Annotated in this window: 15 protein-coding genes, 3 rRNA genes, 2 riboswitches and 1 other annotated feature (1 of these 21 only partly in view); of the genes, 17 read left to right on the forward strand and 1 reads right to left on the reverse strand. The window is 49.6% G+C overall.

The features are described from left to right. Positions 1–6: 6 nt before the first annotated feature. The 10 genes from SCACP_RS00380 (at position 7) to SCACP_RS00425 (ending at position 11,113) form a co-directional block, all read left to right on the forward strand. On the forward strand, positions 7–564 hold the full coding sequence (locus tag SCACP_RS00380) for an ATP-binding cassette domain-containing protein (protein ID WP_425059482.1): 558 nt from the start codon (positions 7–9) through the stop codon (positions 562–564). Continuing rightward, a complete protein-coding gene (locus SCACP_RS00385; protein WP_425059483.1) occupies positions 498–1,058 on the forward strand; it encodes a substrate-binding domain-containing protein in 561 nt (186 codons plus the stop codon). Before SCACP_RS00380 ends, SCACP_RS00385 begins: the two co-directional genes overlap by 67 nt. Further along, the gene (locus SCACP_RS00390) at positions 1,033–1,209 is read left to right on the forward strand and encodes a hypothetical protein (RefSeq protein ID WP_425059484.1); all 177 of its coding nucleotides are present in this window, start codon (positions 1,033–1,035) and stop codon (positions 1,207–1,209) included. Before SCACP_RS00385 ends, SCACP_RS00390 begins: the two co-directional genes overlap by 26 nt. Before the next feature lie 606 nt (positions 1,210–1,815). Then, positions 1,816–3,412 (forward strand): 16S ribosomal RNA (locus SCACP_RS00395). Between the two features lie 422 nt (positions 3,413–3,834). Beyond that, positions 3,835–6,751 (forward strand): 23S ribosomal RNA (locus tag SCACP_RS00400). Positions 6,752–6,946: 195 nt separating this feature from the next. Further along, a 5S ribosomal RNA gene (gene rrf / locus SCACP_RS00405) occupies positions 6,947–7,063 on the forward strand. Together the 16S, 23S and 5S rRNA genes form the textbook arrangement of a ribosomal RNA operon. A gap of 127 nt (positions 7,064–7,190) precedes the next feature. Further along, positions 7,191–7,301, forward strand: a riboswitch (SAM riboswitch). Between the two features lie 79 nt (positions 7,302–7,380). Further along, positions 7,381–8,436 (forward strand): methionine ABC transporter ATP-binding protein, encoded by a 1,056-nt coding sequence (locus SCACP_RS00410; RefSeq protein ID WP_425059485.1) that lies wholly within the window; start codon positions 7,381–7,383, stop codon positions 8,434–8,436. Further along, positions 8,405–9,058 (forward strand): methionine ABC transporter permease, encoded by a 654-nt coding sequence (locus SCACP_RS00415; RefSeq protein ID WP_425059486.1) that lies wholly within the window; start codon positions 8,405–8,407, stop codon positions 9,056–9,058. Before SCACP_RS00410 ends, SCACP_RS00415 begins: the two co-directional genes overlap by 32 nt. A 15-nt stretch (positions 9,059–9,073) precedes the next feature. Then, positions 9,074–10,267 (forward strand): pyridoxal phosphate-dependent aminotransferase, encoded by a 1,194-nt coding sequence (locus tag SCACP_RS00420; RefSeq protein WP_425059487.1) that lies wholly within the window; start codon positions 9,074–9,076, stop codon positions 10,265–10,267. Between the two features lie 24 nt (positions 10,268–10,291). Then, complete coding sequence (locus SCACP_RS00425; protein WP_425059488.1) at positions 10,292–11,113, forward strand: MetQ/NlpA family ABC transporter substrate-binding protein; 822 nt, start codon at positions 10,292–10,294, stop codon at positions 11,111–11,113. 57 nt (positions 11,114–11,170) lie between these two features. Here the strand turns inward: SCACP_RS00425 and SCACP_RS00430 are convergent, their stop codons facing one another. Beyond that, entirely contained in the window at positions 11,171–11,779 is a 609-nt protein-coding gene (locus tag SCACP_RS00430; RefSeq protein WP_425059489.1) for a MurR/RpiR family transcriptional regulator, read from the reverse strand. Positions 11,780–11,846: 67 nt separating this feature from the next. Further along, positions 11,847–11,931, forward strand: a riboswitch (cyclic di-GMP riboswitch). A 267-nt stretch (positions 11,932–12,198) separates the two neighbouring features. On the opposite strand from SCACP_RS00430, the gene SCACP_RS00435 reads away from it, so the two are divergent. The 7 genes from SCACP_RS00435 to SCACP_RS00465 all read left to right on the forward strand — a co-directional run bounded on the left by SCACP_RS00435 (position 12,199) and on the right by SCACP_RS00465 (position 21,189). Then, on the forward strand, positions 12,199–13,239 hold the full coding sequence (locus SCACP_RS00435) for an HD-GYP domain-containing protein (RefSeq protein WP_425059490.1): 1,041 nt from the start codon (positions 12,199–12,201) through the stop codon (positions 13,237–13,239). 203 nt (positions 13,240–13,442) lie between these two features. Further along, positions 13,443–14,720: an exonuclease SbcCD subunit D gene (locus SCACP_RS00440; RefSeq protein ID WP_425059491.1), complete on the forward strand. Its 1,278-nt coding sequence runs from the start codon at positions 13,443–13,445 to the stop codon at positions 14,718–14,720. Continuing rightward, positions 14,717–17,935: an AAA family ATPase gene (locus SCACP_RS00445; RefSeq protein WP_425059492.1), complete on the forward strand. Its 3,219-nt coding sequence runs from the start codon at positions 14,717–14,719 to the stop codon at positions 17,933–17,935. The genes SCACP_RS00440 and SCACP_RS00445 overlap by 4 nt, the downstream gene beginning before the upstream one ends. A gap of 23 nt (positions 17,936–17,958) precedes the next feature. Further along, positions 17,959–19,440 carry an exo-beta-N-acetylmuramidase NamZ family protein gene (locus SCACP_RS00450; protein WP_425059493.1) on the forward strand — a complete coding sequence of 494 codons (1,482 nt, stop codon included), beginning with the start codon at positions 17,959–17,961 and terminating at the stop codon, positions 19,438–19,440. Between the two features lie 168 nt (positions 19,441–19,608). Then, on the forward strand, positions 19,609–19,791 hold the full coding sequence (locus tag SCACP_RS00455; RefSeq protein WP_425059494.1) for a hypothetical protein: 183 nt from the start codon (positions 19,609–19,611) through the stop codon (positions 19,789–19,791). A gap of 24 nt (positions 19,792–19,815) precedes the next feature. After that, positions 19,816–20,697, forward strand: a complete 882-nt coding sequence (locus tag SCACP_RS00460; RefSeq protein ID WP_425059495.1) for a diacylglycerol/lipid kinase family protein — start codon at positions 19,816–19,818, stop codon at positions 20,695–20,697. An 18-nt stretch (positions 20,698–20,715) separates the two neighbouring features. Beyond that, on the forward strand, positions 20,716–21,189 hold the full coding sequence (locus SCACP_RS00465; RefSeq protein ID WP_425059496.1) for an 8-oxo-dGTP diphosphatase: 474 nt from the start codon (positions 20,716–20,718) through the stop codon (positions 21,187–21,189). A 65-nt stretch (positions 21,190–21,254) separates the two neighbouring features. Further along, positions 21,255–21,433, forward strand: a binding site (T-box leader); it runs 82 nt beyond the window's last position.

Consider the following 21,433-nt stretch of genomic DNA (forward strand, 5'->3'; position numbering starts at 1 on the left):
GTTGGCGTGATTAATAAAGCTCTACTTGAGATGCGGGGCATAACTAAAGAGTTTCCTGGCGTTAAAGCCCTGAAAAAAGTAGATTTTTTCCTTAATGCCGGTGAAATAACACTTGATGGCCAGGCAATTGAAATAACCGGGCCCCGGCATGCTCAAGAGCTGGGTATCGGGATTATTCACCAGGAACTTAATCTTGTACCGGAACTTACTGTCATGGAAAATATTTTTTTAGGCCGCGAACCATTACACGCTTTGGGGTTTGTTGACTGGAAATCCATGCGTGTCCAGGCAGCTAAGGTTTTGCTGCAGTTAGGTTCGGATATTTCTCCGGATGCCACAGTATCTGAACTCAGTATTGGTGAGCAGCAGATGGTCGAGATAGCAAAAGCGTTGTCCTATGAAATCAAAATACTCATTATGGACGAACCTACCGCTGCCCTTACCGGTCGCGAAACTGAGCATCTTTTTAGCATTATCCGTCAACTGCTTGTTGTTTTATGGATGCGCAAAATGATGCTTCCAAACAGTTGGCTAATATTGAAAATCTTATTCAACAAAAAGTAAGTGTTATTATTGTTAATCCTGTTGACTCCAAGGCTATTGTTCCGGCTATTGAAGCCGCCAACAAGGCTAACATTCCGGTAATTACCGTTGACCGTGGTGCTGCTGGCGGTAAAGTTATCAGCGCTATTGCTTCCGACAATGTTGCCGGCGGTAAAATGGCCGGCCAGCTTATTGTTGACAAACTGGGCGGTAAAGGTAAAGTCGTGGAACTTGAAGGTATTCCCGGCACCTCGGCTGCCAATGACCGTGGTAAAGGCTTTAACGAAGCCATTAAAACCGCAACCGGTATTGCGGTGGTTGCTAAACAGCCGGCCGATTTTGACCGGGCTAAAGGCATGAAGGTTATGGAGAACATCCTTCAGGCCAATCCGGAAATAAACGCCGTATTCGCCCATAATGACGAGATGGCTCTTGGTGCTCTCGAAGCCATTAAGGCTGCTAAACGTACCAACATAATGGCAGTTGGCTTTGACGCCACCGCTGATCGCTGTTAAAGCTGTGAATGAAGGCGCTTTAGCTGCAACTGTGGCCCAGAAGCCTAAAGATATGGGTAGAATCAGTATTGAAACTGCTAAAAAGATTATTGCCAATGAAAATGTTCCGGCTTCTATTCCGGTTGCGCTTGAACTGGTAGTTAAGAAGTAGTATATTATTTAAATAGCCAAGGGGCAGGCGTAGTCTGCTCCTTTTCGTTTAGTTTGTTTTTTCTAAATTATATGAATAATAATTGACAAAGTGGTCTAAACTATGCTACGATAAGTCCCGGATATGCTAATTGGCAATGGTTACAGCACTAATAGGCATGATTATCAAAAAGATATTGACACGGCAGGATAGGCGTGTTAATATATAAAAGTCGCTGATATGGCGACAAAAATTAACAAAAAAAATATATTGACACATTGCAAGATGATGTGTTAATATATAAAAGCTGTCGCCGCTGCGATGCAGTAGCGGTGAAAACAAAGAATGTGTTCCCTGAAAACTGAACAATGTAAGAATGCATCATAAGCGTACTATTGTACGGGCTGCATAATATTCATGGTCTTGACGGCCGTGATGTTATGTATTCTCGATACATTGTACGGGCCAGATGTGCGGTTCGTGTGTCGCTTGCGACATACGAAAACCTAAATTAATTCTTTATTGATTTAACGAGCCAACAAATGGCTTCATGATAACGCGGATGTTCGACTGCTAACGCAGCGAACAAAGCGATCACATCAGCGCTAAAGCGCTGTGTGCCTGCTTTTCATGGAGAGTTTGATCCTGGCTCAGGACGAACGCTGGCGGCGTGCCTAACACATGCAAGTCGAACGGTCTGCTGTTCAACACCGAGAGTTTTTGCCAACACAAGAGCCATCGGTGTTGGACAGCAGATAGTGGCGAACGGGTGAGTAACGCGTAGACAACCTGCCTCTAAATTGGGGACAACACCGCGAAAGTGGTGCTAATACCGAATGTGGTATCCTGGCCGCATGGCGAGGATAAGAAAGGTGGCCTCTATTTATAAGCTGCCGTTTAGAGATGGGTCTGCGTCTGATTAGCTGGTTGGTGAGGTAACGGCTCACCAAGGCGACGATCAGTAGCCGGTCTGAGAGGATGAACGGCCACACTGGGACTGAGACACGGCCCAGACTCCTACGGGAGGCAGCAGTGGGGAATCTTCCGCAATGGACGAAAGTCTGACGGAGCAACGCCGCGTGAGTGAAGAAGGCCTTCGGGTTGTAAAGCTCTGTCGTTTGGGACGAACGTGGTTTGGGTGAATAATCCAAGCTAATGACGGTACCAAAGGAGGAAGCCACGGCTAACTACGTGCCAGCAGCCGCGGTAATACGTAGGTGGCAAGCGTTGTCCGGAATTATTGGGCGTAAAGGGCGCGTAGGTGGATCATTAAGTCTTGAGTCTAAGAGCGGTGCTCAACGCCGTATAGGCGCAGGAAACTGGAGATCTTGAGTGCAGGAGAGGAAAGCGGAATTCCCAGTGTAGCGGTGAAATGCGTAGATATTGGGAGGAACACCAGTGGCGAAGGCGGCTTTCTGGACTGTGTCTGACACTGAGGCGCGAAAGCCAGGGGAGCGAACGGGATTAGATACCCCGGTAGTCCTGGCCGTAAACGATGGATACTAGGTGTAGGAGGTATCGACCCCTTCTGTGCCGGAGTTAACGCAATAAGTATCCCGCCTGGGGAGTACGGCCGCAAGGTTGAAACTCAAAGGAATTGACGGGGGCCCGCACAAGCGGTGGAGTATGTGGTTTAATTCGACGCAACGCGAAGAACCTTACCAGGGCTTGACATTGAGCGAAAGGTCTAGAGATAGATCCCTCTCCTTCGGGAGACGCGAAAACAGGTGGTGCATGGCTGTCGTCAGCTCGTGTCGTGAGATGTTGGGTTAAGTCCCGCAACGAGCGCAACCCTTATCCTTTGTTGCCAGCACGTTATGGTGGGAACTCAAGGGAGACTGCCGCAGAGAATGCGGAGGAAGGCGGGGATGACGTCAAGTCATCATGCCCCTTATGTCCTGGGCTACACACGTACTACAATGGGCTTAAACAAAGCGAGGCAAGACCGCGAGGTCAAGCAAAGCGCGCAAATGAGCTCTCAGTTCGGATCGGAGGCTGCAACCCGCCTCCGTGAAGTCGGAATCGCTAGTAATCGCAGGTCAGCATACTGCGGTGAATACGTTCCCGGGCCTTGTACACACCGCCCGTCACACCACGAAAGTTGGAAACACCCGAAGCCGGTGGGGTAACCGTAAGGAGCCAGCCGTCTAAGGTGGGGCCGATGATTGGGGTGAAGTCGTAACAAGGTAGCCGTATCGGAAGGTGCGGCTGGATCACCTCCTTTCTAGGGAGAACTGTTCGAGGTGACACTCGGACTACTTCCAGGTCGGTACATTTGGCAGATGATAACTCTTACATTGTTTGGTTTTGAGGGAATGCTAGTTACCAGAAGTTACTTGTTGAAATACACGAGTGACTATGATAACATAGATATTCCTGATGTTCCTTGAAAACTGCACAGAAGAAAGCAAAAGTAAAGTAATGCCTCATAGTAACATATGAGAAGTTCTTTACGCGCAATTAGGATTTATACTAAAGGCAAAACGTAAGCTATTAGAAAAAGCTTATTAACGGCTTAGACTGTTCAGCGTGTATCAGATGCAAGGCGGACCGGAGAAGTGTGCAGCGCCGCGTACGTAGTGTGTACGCAAGCAAACACTTCGAGGACCAACGAAGCAGATGATGCGCGATCAACAGTCGTAACTAAGTCAAGTTAGTAAGGGCATACGGCGGATGCCTAGGCGCCAAGAGCCGACGAAGGACGCGGTAAGCTGCGAAAAGTCATGGGGAGCCGCAAGCAGGCACTGATCCATGAATATCCGAATGGGGGAACCCGGCGGTGATAATGCACCGTCGCCTAACTTAGGTTAGGAGGGCACCAGGGGAACTGAAACATCTAAGTACCCGGAGGAAAAGTAATCAAACGAGATTCCCTAAGTAGCGGCGAGCGAACGGGGAAGAGCCCAAACCAGAGAGCTTTTGCTCTTTGGGGTTGAGGACCGGCGGAAGTTGAGCCAGGTCTAGTCGAACTACCTGGAAAGGTAGGCCGCAGAAGGTAACAGCCCTGTAGGCGAAAGACAGAGGCGAAACGGCTGGAATCCAGAGTACCACGGGACACGAGGAACCCTGTGGGAAGCAGGGGGGACCACCCTCCAAGGCAAAATACTCCTTGGCGACCGATAGCGCATAGTACCGTGAGGGAAAGGTGAAAAGCACCCCGGGAGGGGAGTGAAAGAGAACCTGAAACCGTATGTCTACAAGCAGTCGAAGACCGTTAAAAGGTCGACGGCGTGCCTATTGAAGAATGAACCGGCGAGTTACAGTAACTAGCGAGGTTAAGTGGAAAACACGGAGCCGAAGCGAAAGCGAGTCTCAAGAGGGCGAAAAGTTAGTTATTGTAGACCCGAAACCGCAGTGATCTATCCATGACCAGGGTGAAGCGCAGGTAAAAATGCGTGGAGGCCCGAACCCGTGAGCGTTGAAAAGCTTTGGGATGAGTTGTGGATAGGGGTGAAATGCCAATCGAACGCGGAGATAGCTGGTTCTCCCCGAAATAGCTTTAGGGCTAGCCTCAAGAGGTAAGTACAGACGGTAGAGCACTGATAGGGCTAGGGGCCGTTTAGGTTACTGAACCTTGTCAAACTGCGAATGGCTGTACTCAAAACTTGGGAGTCAGACTACGAGTGATAAGATCCGTGGTCAAGAGGGAAACAGCCCAGACCATCAGCTAAGGTCCCGAATGCCGTACTAAGTGGCAAAGGATGTGCAATTTCCGAAACAACCAGGATGTTGGCTTAGAAGCAGCCACCATTCAAAGAGTGCGTAATAGCTCACTGGTCGAGAGATTGTGCGCCGAAGATGACCGGGGCTAAAGTACGGAACCGAAGCTATGGCATGTCTAACGACATGGGTAGGGGAGCGTTCTATATGGATTGAAGCAATACCGTAAGGAGTTGTGGACTGTATAGAAGTGAGAATGCCGGTATGAGTAGCGAAAAGACAAGTGAGAATCTTGTCCACCGAAAGCCTAAGGGTTTCTGAGGAAGGATCGTCCGCTCAGAGTCAGTCGGGACCTAAGCCGAGGCGTAGATGCGTAGGCGATGGACAACTGGTTAAAAATCCAGTACCACCTAGAGTCGTTTGAGTGATGAAGTGACACAGCAGGGTAGATGAGCGCGAGGATGGAAATTCGCGTCTAAGCTTGTAGGGTGCTTGGTAGGCAAATCCGCCAAGCTGGAACCTGAGGAGTAACGGAAAGCTGTTAGAAATAACGGCGAATTCATTGATCCCACACTGTCAAGAAAAGCTTCTAGCGAGATGATAGGTGCCCGTACCGTAAACCGACACAGGTAGGCGGGGAGAGAATCCTAAGGTGCGCGGGAGAACCCTCGTTAAGGAACTCGGCAAAATGTCCCCGTAACTTCGGGAAAAGGGGAGCCTCGGATGTGTACACTTGAAACGGTGGAAGCATAAAGAGGTTGCAAAAAAGAGGCCCAAGCGACTGTTTACCACAAACACAGGTGCCTGCTAAAGCGAAAGCTGACGTATAGGTGCTGACACCTGCCCGGTGCCGGAAGGTTAAGAGGAGAGCTTAGAGCAATCGAAGGTTTGAATTGAAGCCCCGGTAAACGGCGGCCGTAACTATAACGGTCCTAAGGTAGCGAAATTCCTTGTCGGGTAAGTTCCGACCCGCACGAAAGGTGTAACGACTTGGGCACTGTCTCAACGAGGGACCCGGTGAAATTGAAATACCTGTGAAGATGCAGGTTACCCGCGACTGGACAGAAAGACCCCATGGAGCTTTACTGCAACCTGACATTGAGTTTTGGTAAATGATGTACAGGATAGGTGGGAGGCTGAGAAGCTAGGACGCAAGTCTTGGTGGAGCCGATGTTGGGATACCACCCTTGATTTACTGGAGTTCTAACCGAAGGAGTAACGAGACTCGGGACAGTGTCAGGCGGGCAGTTTGACTGGGGCGGTCGCCTCCGAAAGAGTAACGGAGGCGCCCAAAGGTTCCCTCAGCGCGGATGGAAATCGCGCGAAGAGTGTAAAGGCAGAAGGGAGCTTGACTGCGAGACAGACAAGTCGAGCAGGGACGAAAGTCGGGCTTAGTGATCCGGTGGTACCGAGTGGAAGGGCCATCGCTCAACGGATAAAAGCTACCCTGGGGATAACAGGCTAATCTCTCCCAAGAGTCCATATCGACGGGGAGGTTTGGCACCTCGATGTCGGCTCATCACATCCTGGGGCTGAAGTAGGTCCCAAGGGTTGGGCTGTTCGCCCATTAAAGTGGTACGTGAGCTGGGTTCAGAACGTCGTGAGACAGTTCGGTCCCTATCCATCGCGGGCGCAAGAGACTTGAAGGGAACTGCTCCTAGTACGAGAGGACCGGAGTGGACGGACCAATGGTGTACCAGTTATTCCGCCAGGAGTACAGCTGGGTAGCTACGTCCGGAAAGGATAAACGCTGAAAGCATCTAAGCGTGAAACCAGCCTTAAGATGAGGTCTGTCATTCGAAAGAAGTAAGGCCCCTTACAGATGATAAGGTAGATAGGCCAGGTGTGTAAGTGGAGCAATCCATTGAGCTGACTGGTACTAATCGGCCGAGGACTTGACTTAAACAAGCGAGCCAAAAGTTTGAGAGCGAAAGCGATAAGCAGAGAGCCCAAGAAGGCGAGCCGAGAGGTGAAGGCGGATTGGTGCGAATCGCTTAGTTCCGAGCGTTAGCGAGGAACATCCTATATTGCGCAGTCTTTCTTCTGTGACAGTTTTGGGGGAACATACTTAAATAGGGACGTTCACTCCAAATACATATCCAGTGACGATGGCTGTGGGGTTCCACCTGTTCCCATACCGAACACAGTAGTTAAGCCCACAAACGCCGAAGGTACTTGGCTGGAAACGGCCCGGGAGAATAGGAAGTTGCTGGTTAAAAACACTCACGGCTTTCGTGAGTGTTTTGTTTTATATAAGAATTAGAGTAGTGTGTAATATTAAAAAATCCCCTTGACATAGTTTATAGCTCATGTTAATATTACTCATGAACTGAATACAGTATTTTTCATCAAGAGTTGGCTGAGGGACTGGCCCAATGAAGCCGCGGCAACCATCGCAAATGCGAAACGGTGCCAATTCCTGCAGGACCCCGTAAGGACCTGGCAGATGAAGAATAGGATTTGCAAAACAATCTAACCTCTTCTTCTGCGAAGAGGTTTTTTATTTGCCATGAAGGAGGATTATGGACCAGCATGATTACATTAAGGGGATTGAAAAAGGTATATCACGGTGAGTCTGGGGCGGTAACGGCGCTTGCTGATATTTCACTTGATATAAAACAAGGCGAAATCTACGGCATAATTGGCAAAAGCGGAGCAGGCAAGAGTACGCTCATTCGTTGTATCAACCTGCTGGAACGGCCTACAGCCGGGCAGGTAGTTGTTGATGGCCGAGACATGACTGCGTTGTCTGAAAGCCAATTGCGGGTAGCCAGAAAAAGTATTGGCATGATTTTTCAGCATTTTAACTTGCTTTCGTCTCGTACTGTTCTTGAAAATGTGGCGTTTCCCCTGGAGATTGCCGGTGTCAGTCGCGCTGAACGGGAGAAAAAGGTATTACCACTGTTAGAACTTGTTGGCTTGGCAGACAAAAAAGACGTGTATCCGGCTCAACTCAGCGGCGGGCAAAAGCAGCGGGTAGGTATCGCCCGGGCATTGGCCAGTGAGCCTAAAGTGTTGTTGTGCGACGAAGCAACATCGGCGCTTGACCCACAGACTACCGAATCCATATTGGCATTGCTCAAGGACATAAACAAAAAGCTGGGACTTACAATTGTTTTAATTACTCATGAAATGCATGTTATCAAGGCTATTTGTGACCGGGTTGCTGTTATCGAAGGCGGGCGACTAGTTGAAACAGGTAAAGTGTTTGATGTATTTACCAGACCGCAGTCGGCGACGGCCCGGGAATTTATCAAGGCTATTGTTAACAATAAGTTGCCGGAAGCATTGGCCGCGGTGCTGTCAGAGAAACCGGTGGCGGGAGGTAATTTAGTTGTTCGGCTATCTTTCTTTGGCGCGGCTACCAATGAGCCGGTAATTGCCGGTTTAATCAGGCGTTTTGCCGTTGATGCCAACATTATATCCGGCAGTATTGACCATTTGCAGGATATTCCCTACGGCACTTTACTTATTGAGTTGTCCGGTAAACCTGAAGATATTCAAAACGCGTTAAACTATCTACAAGCAAGAGACTTAGGAACAGAGGTGATTGGTTATGTCGCAAGACATGCTTATGCTGTTGGTTGAAGCATTAGGTGAGACAATATATATGGTTGCCGTTTCATCGCTGGTTTCGGCATTACTGGGGATTCCTCTCGGGGTCATACTGGTTATTACCGGTAAAGGCCATATAAAAGAAAACTTGGTTTTTAATCAAGTGCTTGGCGCAATTGTTAATGCTACCCGCTCAACTCCATTTATCATTCTGATGGTGGCCATCATTCCTGTTACCCGGATGATTGCCGGCACTTCAATTGGCACCAATGCTGCTGTTGTGCCGCTAACTATTGCTGCTATCCCGTTTGTCGGACGGGTTGTCGAGTCGGCGCTCAAAGAAGTTGATGCCGGTTTAGTTGAAGCTGCACAGTCTATGGGCGCTTCACCCGGCCAGATTATTTTGAAAGTGCTTATCCCTGAAGCTATGCCCTCAATTATATTGGGATTGACCCTGACGGTGATCAGCCTGATTGGCTACTCGGCCATGGCTGGAGCCATTGGCGGCGGCGGGCTTGGTGACTTGGCCATCCGCTACGGTTACCAGCGGTTCCGGGCTGACGTCATGCTGGCTACCGTAGTAATCCTCATTGCTTTGGTGCAAATGGTGCAATCCGGTGGTGACTACATGGCGCACAAGCTAAACAAACGTTAAACGGAGGACTGAAAAATGCAGCATGTTATCCAAAATATACGCAAAAACGGTTATGCTTCAGTTAAAGCCAGACAGTTTACTGAATCAGTTATCAGAGAAATGAGCCGCATTGCCGCCGCCCACGGCGCTATCAACTTGGCGCAGGGTTTTCCGGATTTCCCGGCTCCGGAAGCCATTAAGCATGCGGCAGTTAAAGCCGTTATGGAAGATCATAATCAGTATGCCATCACCTGGGGGACTAAGGGCCTGCGAGATGCCATTGCCGCTAAAGTCAGGCGTGACTATGGCGTGGCTATCGACCCTGAGCGTCAGCTTACAGTCTGTTGTGGTGCGACAGAGGGTATGATTGCTACTCTCCTGGCTACAGTAAACCCGGGCGACGAAGTAATTATATTTGAGCCTTTTTACGAAAACTATGGAGCCGACGTAATCTTATGCGGGGCAACACCAAAATATGTAAGCCTAACTCCGCCGGAGTTCAATTTTAGCCGTGATGAACTCATCGCCGCGTTTTCAGATAAAACCAAAGCTATCATCATTAACACCCCTAATAACCCTACCGGTAAGGTATTCAATCGCGACGAACTGGAATTGATTGCAGAACTGTGTATTAAACATGACGTACTGGCAATAAATGATGAGATTTATGAACACATTCTCTATGATAATGTCATGCATATTCCCCTCTGGACTTTACCGGGTATGGCTGACAGGACAATTGCCGTCAATAGTGTTTCCAAAACTTTCAGTGTTACCGGCTGGCGTATTGGTTATGTTCAGGCCTCGCCCGAAATTACTGAGTCAGTCCGCAAAGTGCACGACTTTCTTACTGTCGGAGCTGCTGCGCCGCTACAGGTGGCCGCTGCCGAAGCCTTTAGCTTTGGTCCGGAGTACTATGCCGGTCTGGCCGGATTTTACCGTGAGCGTCGTGACTACCTGCTTAATGTCCTGCAAAAAGCCGGTTTTAATTGTGTCAAGCCACAGGGCGCTTACTATATTATGGCCGATATCACACCGTTTGGCTGGGATGATGATGTTGCGTTTACCAAATACCTGACGAGCGAAATCGGCGTAGCGGTAGTGCCAGGATCTAGCTTTTTCCGGCCGGAGAGCGCAGCAGGCAAAAATTTAATCCGGTTTTGCTTCTGTAAAAAATTTGAAACCCTCAGGGCTGCCGCCGACAGACTGGAAAAGCTTAAATTAAAATAAACATAGTAAATGGAGGAATAATAAATGAAAAAATACTTAAAACAAATTGCGCTGGCAACAACTCTTGTTTTGGCAGTTGCCGGACTTACCGGCTGCGGTAATAAACAGGCCGCTGCTCCGGTAGAGGATAAACCGCTTAAAGTGGGTGTTACCGCCGGCCCGCACGCTGAAATTATGGAGGCCGTTAAAAAAGTAGCTGAAAAAGACGGTCTCAAAATCCAGATTGTTGAATTTAACGACTATGTTCAGCCTAATGTAGCCTTAAACCAAGGGGATATTGATGTTAACAGTTACCAGCATCAGCCGTATCTTGATAATATGGTGCAAGACCGTAAATACGATATCGTGTCTGTAGCCAAGACGGTAATTTATCCTATGGGTGTATATTCAAAGAAAATTAAATCTTTGGCTGAACTCCAGCCCGGAGCTACCATCGCTATCCCCAACGACCCGACTAACGGGGGACGTGCGCTGCTGCTGCTGGAAAAACAGGGTCTAATCAAGCTTAAGCCAGGAGTCGGCCTTAAAGCTGCAGCTGCTGATATTGCCGAAAACCCTAAGAGCTTTAAAATAAAAGAACTTGATGCCGCCCAAGTGCCGCGCTCACTGGAAGATGTCGACTTGGCGGCCATAAACACCAACTATGCCATGACTGCCGGTCTTGTTCCTAATAAAGATTCACTGGCTATTGAGGATGGTAATTCTCCTTACGCCAACATCATCGCGGTTAAATCAAAAGATAAAGATAATCCGGCGGTGGCAAAGCTTGTTAAAGCTTACCATTCTGAAGAAGTAAAGAAGTTTGTTAATGAGCATTTTAAAGGCTCGGTAATAGCAGTTTGGTAAATTTACAAAAATAAGGAAAACCACGGTTGTGCCGTGGTTTTTTCAGTTTTGTCTAATTTAAATGCGGCGTTTGGCAATAGCCTGGCGGACTTTTTGCATATTGTCAATAAATCGGTCTTGTTGCTTGAGCAAAGCGCCAACATATAAAACATCAATAATCGCCAGGTGGATGAGGCGTGATGCCATAGCTTCTGAACGGTAGTTAACTTCCCTAGCCATACCATAGAGCGTGATATCAGCTGTCTTACTAAGGGGTGAACGCATATAGCTGGTTATCGAAATCACAGTCGCTTTGCTGGTCTTGGCCATCTCAACAGCGTCAAGAATATCACGGTTAGCACCGGTATGTGATATGGCAATCGCTACATCGCCGGGTTTAAGGAGCGAGGCTGAAGTTATCTGTATATAGGGGTCGGCGTAGGCCCGTACAGGAATACCAAAACGCATAAACCGATGCTTAATATCAGCCGCAATAATGGCTGAACCGCCTGAGCCATAGGCGTCGATACGCTGCGCGGCAGATAGGATGGTATTAATGGCTTGTTCCAGCGCCGTTTCATTCATAATTTTGAGTGTGTCCTGGAGTCCTTCGGTAATACCGTGAAAGATTTTGCTGGCAATTGAGCCTGTTGTATCGCCGGGATTTTCTAAGTCACGTAACCTCAAGAAATTACCCATAAATAACTTGACTAAAAAAGGAGTAAATTGTAAAATTGTTGCAGGGAATGATCAATCAAATATTTGGCAAACCTTTCGAAAGATAGGGACGCAAAGCCATGGGTCTAACGACAACTGTCTATGATTGCCAGGTTGCTGCTTGAGTAAAGGACAATTAGCGCCAGTGGCTTACACTGGTGCGTATTTTTTAATTTTTTAATATTAATGGTTGCCATTGTAGATGAATTTCAGCTTTTGCATGCTGGTCACGTATGCTTACCACTTACCGGGGTAGACAAGGATAGTGTGCACCTAGTTTTATTTTGCATCAGGAAATGAAATTTGGGTGTTTTTTGTTTGTTAAACCAAAACTTAAAGCGCACCCAATATATCATGAATGGTCATATTTTATGTGAGGGGGCCACACTGTGAGAGAAATCACTGTATTGGGGTTAGACGCGGTTCTGCCGGGAACGGTTCTTGCGCAAGACATCATATCATCACAGGGAAAAGTTCTTTTAGCAGAAGGAATTGAATTGACTGCCAGGCACATAGCTCAGCTTAGACGATGGAGAATTCCTTCCATTGAGATATTGAGCACTGGTAAAAAAATTGCTGACAGGAACAAATTCCGTGTTGTGTATCAACATTCTGTCCGGATAATGAATGAGGCATTTGAGACCATTCGCTTGTTCAAAACGGTTCCGCTGGACCTGTTGCACGAATTGGCCCATTCTCATATTAGCTCCCTGATAAATACGCATGGGATTATTACCCACTTGAAAGAAATACACCGGCACTGCGAATACACGTTCAAGCATTCGGTGAATGTGGCAATAATATCCGGTATCTTGGGCAAGTGGCTGGGGCTGCCGGATACCCAGTTGAAAGAACTGATTCTAGCCGCTTTGATGCATGATTTGGGTAAAGCAGTAATCCCGCTGGAAATTCTCAATAAACCTGGTAAACTAACGGACGAGGAAATGGCAGTGGTTCGATCACATTCCCGCGAGGGCTATCAGCTTTTGATAAAATCAAAGCGAATCAGTGATGATATCAAATTAGGAGTTTTGCATCATCATGAGCGGAATGACGGCAGTGGCTACCCGCTAGGGCTTTCAGATAATCAAATTAATTATTATGCAAAAATCATCGCCGTCGTAGATACTTATGACGCTATGACGGCGGAACGGGTGTACCGGAACCGGTTGACACCGTTTTGTGCTGCAGAAACGATAGAACAACAAATGTTTAATAAGTTTGATCCCGAGATATGTCTGACGTTCCTGAATAATGTCAGAGACTATTTGTTGTATACCAAAGTAATGTTAAGTAATGGACAGGTCGGCGAGGTTGTGTATTTGCACGGGAGTTCTGGAACCCGGCCTATTGTTAAACTGAATGACGGTAGCTTTCTTGACTTGGAAAAACACAAGGAACTTAGTATTGTAGACGTTATCGGATCTTAAACCGATAAAGTGCGGACCGGCCGGATTAAATAAACAAATAGCCAGTGTCATTTATATTTATGGTCAAAGCAGCTCACAGGCTGTTTTGGCTTTTCTTTTTTTCTGCAGGATTTTATTCTCACTAACGCGAAAATCCCCATCATGGCCGCAAAAGGCGAGATGTTTTACTGAAGTTTGCAAGTTATGTAAAGGAGTACAATTATATGCGAATTTTACATACAGCCGACTGGCATTTCGGCAAGACCATCGAAGGGCGGGACAGGCTGGCCGAGCAGCAGGCCTTTGTCGAAGAACTGTGCGGTATTTGCGCCGATGAGCGCATTGATCTGGTGCTGGTGGCCGGTGATGTTTTTCAAAGCCCTAATCCCAGTGCGGCGGCTGAGGAACTGTTCTACTATGCTGTTGACCGGCTGGCTGAGCATGGCAAGCGGGGGGTTGTCATTATCGCCGGTAACCATGATAATCCTGACCGGCTCTGCGCCGCATCGCCGCTGGCCAGCCGCTTGGGCATTACGCTTGCTGGCCTGCCGAAAGAAGAACTTGGCCCCACCAATCCGGGAATTGGGCGGGTGCACCGGGTAAACGGCGGGCCATCCTGGCTGGAGCTGGCTGTGCCGGGAGTTGACCATACTGCGGTAATCGCGGCCCTGCCATACCCCTCAGAAGGGCGGCTTAAGGAGCTATTGTCCCAATCAGTGGACGACAAAGATATCCGGCAAGGGTATAATGACCGCCTGGCCGGGCTCTTTGGTGTGCTGGGTGCTCAATACCGGTGTGATACAGTTAATTTGGCGGTCAGCCATCTCTATGTGCGCGGCGGCCTTGAATCAGACTCCGAGAATCAGATCCAGGTGGGCGGCGCGTATGCCGTAGACCCGTTGGTGTTCCCGGCCGGCGCCCAGTATATCGCGCTCGGACACCTGCACCGTCCCCAGTATGTGGGGGGAATGGCCGCACCCTGCCGGTATGCCGGTTCGCCGTTGGCCTACAGCTTTTCAGAGACAGGTTATGCCAAGTCGGTAACTATTGTTGATGTTCAGCCCGGTCAGCCGGCTGAAGTGAGGGAAGTGCATCTGGCGTCAGGTAAGCCGTTGGTCAGATGGCAGGCGTCAGGCGGTTTGGCCCAGGTGCGGCAATGGGTGGCTGACGGGCGGGATAAAAACGCCTGGGTTGAAGTTGAAATTGAGATTAAGCAGGCGCTGACGTTAGATGAAATTCAGGAACTGCGGGCCATGCATCCGGGATTTGTCACCATCAGACCGGTATTTAAAGCCATGGATAATGAGCAGGACAGCCGGCCGGTCCGCTTGAACAGTATGCCGCTCAAAGAGTTGTTTATCAGATTTTACGAACAGCAAAATGGCGGGTTAAAGCCTGATGACAAGCTTGTAGAATTGTTCCTGGAACTAAGTCAAAGCATTGTAGCGGAAGATACTGATGAAAGTGCGGAGGACGACAGGCACGGGGAGGGTGCGGTATGAAGCCGATAACGCTTAAAATTGCCGGACTGCACAGTTTCCGTGAAGAGCAGGAAATTCGTTTTGACCTGCTCTGTGAACTTGGCGTATTTGGTATTTTTGGTCCGACCGGCAGCGGTAAATCAACAATCTTGGATGCCATGACGCTGGCGCTGTATGGGACGGTAGTCAGAGCCGGCCGGCGGACTCAGGGAATTATGAACCATGCGGAAAAGCATGTAAAAGTGGCATTTACTTTTTCGCTGGGACAGGGGCGCGACCGGCGCGTGTACCGGGTTGAGCGGCGGTATGTGAGGAAAGACCAGTTAGCTGTCAGTAATACTTATAGCCGCCTGGTGGCAGTAACTGACACGCAGGAAGAAGTAATTGCCGATAAGGACCGGGAGGTTACCGAACAGGTAACCGGCCTTTTAGGCCTCAAAGAAGAAGACTTTACCCGGGCAGTAGTGCTGCCGCAGGGCAAGTTTGCCGAGTTTCTCAATTTGGGCGGCAAAGAGCGGCGGGAAATGCTGCAGCGCTTGTTTTCACTTGAACAGTATGGCAATGTACTGATAAATAAAGTGAATGACCGGTTTAAGACTGCCGAAACAAGCTATATCGAGGTTGAAAGCGAGCAAAAAGGTTTAGGCGACGCCTCACCGGCGGCTGTTGAGCAGGCGCAAACAGCGCTGGCGGCGGCCAGGCAGGCTGAAGGGCAGGCGCTGGCTGAGTATAAACAGGTTGAAAAACGGTATATCGAAGCCAGAGAAGTGTACAACCTGCAAGTTGAAATTGCCAAAAAACAGCAGGAAATGGCTGTGCACCGGCAGCGTCAAGAACAAATAAAACAAACAGCAGGTGCGCTCGAACTGGCGGAAAAGGCTGACCGGGTAGCGTCTGTTCTGGAAGAGTATCTAGCCAGTCAAGCTGAGGAGCAGGCGGCCGCAACCGTCAGAGAGCAGGCGTTGGCGCACGCGGCAAAAATGGCTGAAGCGGCTAAACAGTTAAGTGTTGTTTATAATGCGGCCAGGGAAAAACGCTTAAAGCAGGAGCCGGAATTAATTGAACAGTTGACCCGGTTAGAAGCTGCCGGCCGTCTGGAAGAGCAGGTGGCGGCGCTGGCTGGGGAGGCTGCAACATTAACAAGTCAACAGCAACAACTGCAAGCGGCATGCGCAAATGCCCGCCAGGCTCAGGAGCAACTTACGGCCCGGAGCTTAACCTTAGCGGACAGTATAAAGAATATTGAACAGCAACTGGCTGACGCCAGCGTTAGCCCTGAACAGCGGGCCAAGGTCCAGGCATGTTTGGTAGCGGCGCAATTGTTGGCGCAAAGTATGGCGGCCGCCGACAAAATCCGGCAGGCCGGCGCCGAGCGTAAGCAACAGTATGAGGCGGCGCAAGCCGCGGCTGAACAAGCCCAGGAAATTTTGCACCAGGCCGAATTTAGACTGAATGAGTTGGAAGCGGCCGAGGCCAAGGCGGCTGAGGAACGGTTACAGGCAGCAGTAACGCAACTTGATCAGCTTGTAGCCGGGGAAAAGCAGGCAGCTGCGGCCCGTTTGGCTGAAGAACTGGCCGCAGGTAAGCCCTGTCCGGTATGCGGCTCGACCACCCATCCCTGTCCGGCCAGCGCCGGACACAAGCCAACCGGCATTAAAGGTAACGGTAACCTGGAAAAAGATATTGCTGCCGCCAAAGAACGTATCGCGCAATTGACGCAGGCGTTGGCCGAAACCAACAAGGCTGTGGCGGCAGAACGGCAAAAGACAGTTGAAGCCAGAGCAGGCGCAGCCGCGCTCAGGCAGCAGGCAGCGACAGCTTTAGTTGAGCTTGACAAGGCCAGAGCCGAATATATTGAGGCCCGGGACGCGGCCAACGCTGCCCGTGAGCAACTTATTTCAGCTCTGCAGGCCGTGGACCAGGCAATTGCCGATAATTTGCCCGCAGATACGGCGCTTAAGCATGTTCGCACTTTAACTGAATATATTAGTAATCAGGATAAATTAGCTGAAACCTTGACCAGGCAATTGGCTGGCCGCCGGCAGGAATATGATAATTGCCAGGCTGAACTTTCCAGCCTCCAGCGTACAGCGCAAGACAGCCAAACCGCTTTGGCAGCTATTACGGCGCGGTTGTCAAGCACTACCGAAAATGTAGCAGCCAAAAAACAGGAATTATTTGTTATTACCCGGGGTATTCCGGTTAGTCAGCTCTTGGCCCGGACGGCGCAGCAGCTTGAGACTGTCCGCCGGGAAGAAAGCCAGGCTAAAGAAAACTATGACCGGACGGCAGAAGCTTTGATCGAGGCCGATCAGGAGCGGACCCGTGCTGAAACAAGCTGGCTGGAAGCTGCCGGCCGCTGCCAAAATCTTAGAGAGAGACTGGATGCCAAGCTTAAAGCAGAAGGCTTTACCGACGCCGCTGCGGCAACAGCGGCGCTTATGCCTGCCGAGCGTCAAAATGAATACCGCCTTTTACTCAAAACTTATGTTGAAACCGAGCAACGTTTGGCAGCCCAGTGTGAGCAACTGACCACTGCTCTTGGCGGGCGCAGTTTGACAGCAGCGGCATGGGAGGAGCTTAAGTTAACTTTGGCGCAGGCTGAAGAAACTAAAAACATTGCTACCGAACGGCGGGTGGAGGCTGACAAGGAGTATCGCGATTTGGTGGTCAAACACCGGCGGTGGGCCGAACTGGAGAAGGAACGACTTGCGTTAAACAACCAAAAAAATTGTCTGCACGCTTTGAGAACGCTGCTGCGCGGCAATGTCTTTGTGGAGTTTTTGGCCCAGGAACAAATGGATCTTGTGGCCCGGCAGGCTTCCGAGCGTTTGAAGCAAATAACGCAGCACCGCTATGCGCTGGAACTGGCCTCTGATGGCGGCTTTCTCATCCGCGATGATGCCAATGGCGGCGTCAAACGACCGGTCAGTACCCTGTCAGGGGGTGAAACCTTCCAGACTTCATTGGCGTTGGCTTTGGCGCTTTCGGCGCAAATACAGCTAAAGGGAAAATATCCGCTGGAGTTTTTCTTTTTGGATGAAGGGTTTGGCTCACTTGACCAGCACGCGCTTGACGTCGCCATGTCAACACTGGAAAAGTTGCACATCGAGCGTATGACCATCGGGATAATCAGCCATGTGTCTGAATTGAAGCAACGCATGCCGCGCCGGTTGATTGTTGAGCCGGCCGAACCGGCCGGCTACGGCAGCCGCGTGCGCATCGAGGAGGCGTAAGTCTGATTGTTAATAGCAGGTTGATGGCTGTCTGTCTGGTGGCGCTCATTATTATCTTATTAGGCGTAGGGCCGCTGGCAGGGCAATATGCTGGCAAAGCCAGCGCGGCGACAGTTACTTATCAGGTTACCCCCCAAGACGGCACAGTCACCTTGCTTAGGCGGCCGGAAATTAAGTTTCAGCTTAATCTAGGCGGGGAAAAGCTGGTATCCTACAAGCTCCTGCTGGACGGCCAGGACAATACTTATGTTGGCTATCCGATCAGCCAGAGTGTTCATGACAGCGCGACGGTAGAACTGAAAGCAATGTCAGTGCAACTTAAAACGGCGGGAGGGCAGGTAGTTCAGCCTCCGGCCCCGGTTAAAGTACGCTTAGGCATTGATAATATTGATAAACATCTCGGCTTATTCCAAGGTAAGCGGATAGGGCTGATTACAAATCAAACCGGCATGACCAGCGGGTTTCAGAGCACGATTGACGTGCTGAAAGCCAAAACCAATCTGGTAGCGCTATTTTCGCCTGAACATGGTATTCGCGGGAATGTTCCGGCTGGAGCCAATGTGGGCAGCTATATTGACGAGCGTACCGGCGTACCGGTATATAGTCTGTACGGCCGGACCAAGAAACCGACGGCTGAAATGCTGGATAATGTTGATATTCTGGCGTTTGATATGCAGGATATTGGTGCCAGGTTTTATACCTATATGTATACGATGGCTTATGCTATGCAGAGTGCCAAAGAGTACGGCAAGACATTTGTGGTGTTTGACCGTCCTAATCCGGTAGGCGGAGAAATTGTCGAAGGAAATATTATTCAGCCTGGTTTCGAATCCTTTATCGGTATGTACCCCATTCCGGCCCGCCACGGTTTGACTATCGGCGAACTGGCTTTGTTGATGAACAGAGAATATAAGATTAATTGTGATTTGGTCGTAATCCGGATGACCGGCTGGCAACGGGCCATGCATTTTAACGACACCGGCTTGCCGTGGGTGATGACCTCGCCTAATATTCCTACTCCGGATACCGCGTTGGTATACAGCGGTACCGGCATGCTGGGCGGTACTAATGTATCTGAAGGTATTGGCACTACCCGTCCATTTGAATTGGTCGGCGCACCGTGGATTGATGCCAACGCTTTGGCTGAGCGTATGAATGCTGCCGGCCTGCCGGGGGCAGTTTTCCGGCCGGTATACTTCACTCCCAGGCAAGTGGATGTTAAATATCAGGGCCAGCTGTGCGGCGGCGTGCAGATCCATGTTACTGACCGCCAAACCTTCCGGGCAGTGCGGACAGGCTTGACGCTAATGTATGTGATCAGTGAAATGAGCAGCGGCAAATTTTCCTTTAACCAGTCAGGGTCAGCCGCTGCGCCCATGATTGATCTTTATACCGGCGACAGCAATGTGCGCTGGGGCGTACCGTTGGCCGAACTTTTGTCCAGGTGGGATGAGGCCGCAGCCCGGTTTAAGGAGATGTCCAAGCAGTATTATCTGTACCAATAGGGTAACAGAGCCTAGTCCGGGATACGGGGCTAGGCTCTAAAGTTTAGCGTTTTTTTATTTATGATATTCTGTCCGGTCATGCCAGGATATATAGTCATGTGGTATAATCTGGATAAAGAATGCAAATAGTTTGTAGAGGGGGAATCGTATACCGGCGACCCAATAACCATGGGGACGCAGGATATTTATGAAGTATGTTATCATGCGCCGGCGGCCAAGGTAGTTGTCATGCATATGGAAGCGATAAATCATTGTTTGCTTACCCGGATTGAACTTAAGAAATTTTTACGACAAGAACGGCTGGATGACCGGGTTCAAGTACCGGCTGACGGCGAGTGGCTTGAATTTTAACTTTGCCCCAGAAGGGGGAATATTGTGAAAAGGCATGTACTTATTTATAACCCAGTATCAGGTGATGCCAAATTCAGGTTCAGACTTGATGAGGTTATTGAATATCTGCAATTAAGCGGTGGCATGGTAATTGCTTTTCGGACCAGACAAAAAGGCGATATACCGGCATTTATCCTGCAAGCCAAAGAGTTAGGCGTAGACAGTATTATTGTGGCCGGTGGGGATGGCACCGTACACGAAGTAATCAATGCTATGCTGGCTGGAGAAATTGACATCCCTTTGGGGATAATACCCAGTGGGACGTGCAATGATTTTGCCAGCCATTTGAATTTTGGGCGGCACTTGCCAGGCTGCCTCAGCGCCATTACCGGCGGTATGTGGCGGATGGTTGATGTCGGCAGAGTCAATGGCGAATATTTTCTTAATGTAGCCAGTGCCGGCCTGTTGACTTCAGTTGCCCATACTGTCGATATTTCGCTGAAAAATACCTTGGGGAAAATGGCCTATTATCTTAAGGGTTTGGGTGAGTTGCCCAGCTTCCGGTCGCTTCACGTTAAAGTGACAGCCGACGGTCAGGTCATCGAGGATGATATTTTGCTGTTTTTGGTTATGAACAGCGGCATGGTGGGCAGTTTTCCCACACTGGCGCCGGAAGCCAAAATTGACGACGGTAAACTTGATTTGTTAATAGTTAACAAATGCAGCATTTCCGAACTTATGGGCCTATTTATAAGCATCTTCGCGGGGCGGCATACTTTTAGCAACCACATTAGGTATTTGCAGGCAGCCAATATTTATATCGAGTGTGATGAGCCGGTAGAGAGCGATCTGGACGGTGAGCTGGGGCCGCCATTGCCGCTTAGCATCGCGACTGTTACCAACAGACTGAAAGTATTCCGGCTGTAGTAAAAAAGGGGGGCTAACATGCGTTCAACGACATTATGCCTGCCTGTTACAGGCAATCCGGCTGAGCGTATCTTGCTCGGGATGAAAAAGGCAGGTTTTGGTTGTGGCAAGTACAACGGCTTTGGCGGTAAAATTAAAGATGGAGAAACTCCGGTAGCGGCGGCTGTGCGTGAGCTGGCCGAAGAATGCGGCCTTATAACTAAAGAGGCTGATCTTGAGTATGCAGGACGGCTGATGTTTGTTTTTCCGGCAGATCCTGATATTGATCATGATGTGCACATATATATTGTCCGGTCATGGCAGGGTGAGCCGCGGGAAACGCCGGAAATGAAGCCGGCGTGGTTTGATGTGACCGATATCCCTTACCGGGATATGTGGGCCGATGACAGCTACTGGCTGCCTGCTGTGCTCAAAGGCAAAACAGTAAGCGGAAAGGTCATCTTTGCTGAAAACAATGAGGATATTGAGGATATTACCCTCAGGGCCGACTAAAATCATAAAAGGGAATTGACAGATGTCTCGGTCTCCTGGTATACTGTGAACAAATACATAGCTCTGGATCATCAATGACCAGGAAGAGTACACATGGTTAGAGAGCCACAGCGAGCCAATGGCAGTGGGAGTTTGGCGCCGCTCAGCATGTCGAATGGGCCTGGGAGATACAGTCCGAGCCGGTTTAGCCGGGGTAGGCGCTGTCGGATTCTTCCGCCGTTATCAGGAAGCGGGTATCGGACTA

The sequence above is a fragment of the Sporomusaceae bacterium ACPt genome (assembly GCA_041428575.1).
Lineage (GTDB): Bacteria > Bacillota > Negativicutes > Sporomusales > Sporomusaceae > Sporomusa_D > Sporomusa_D carbonis.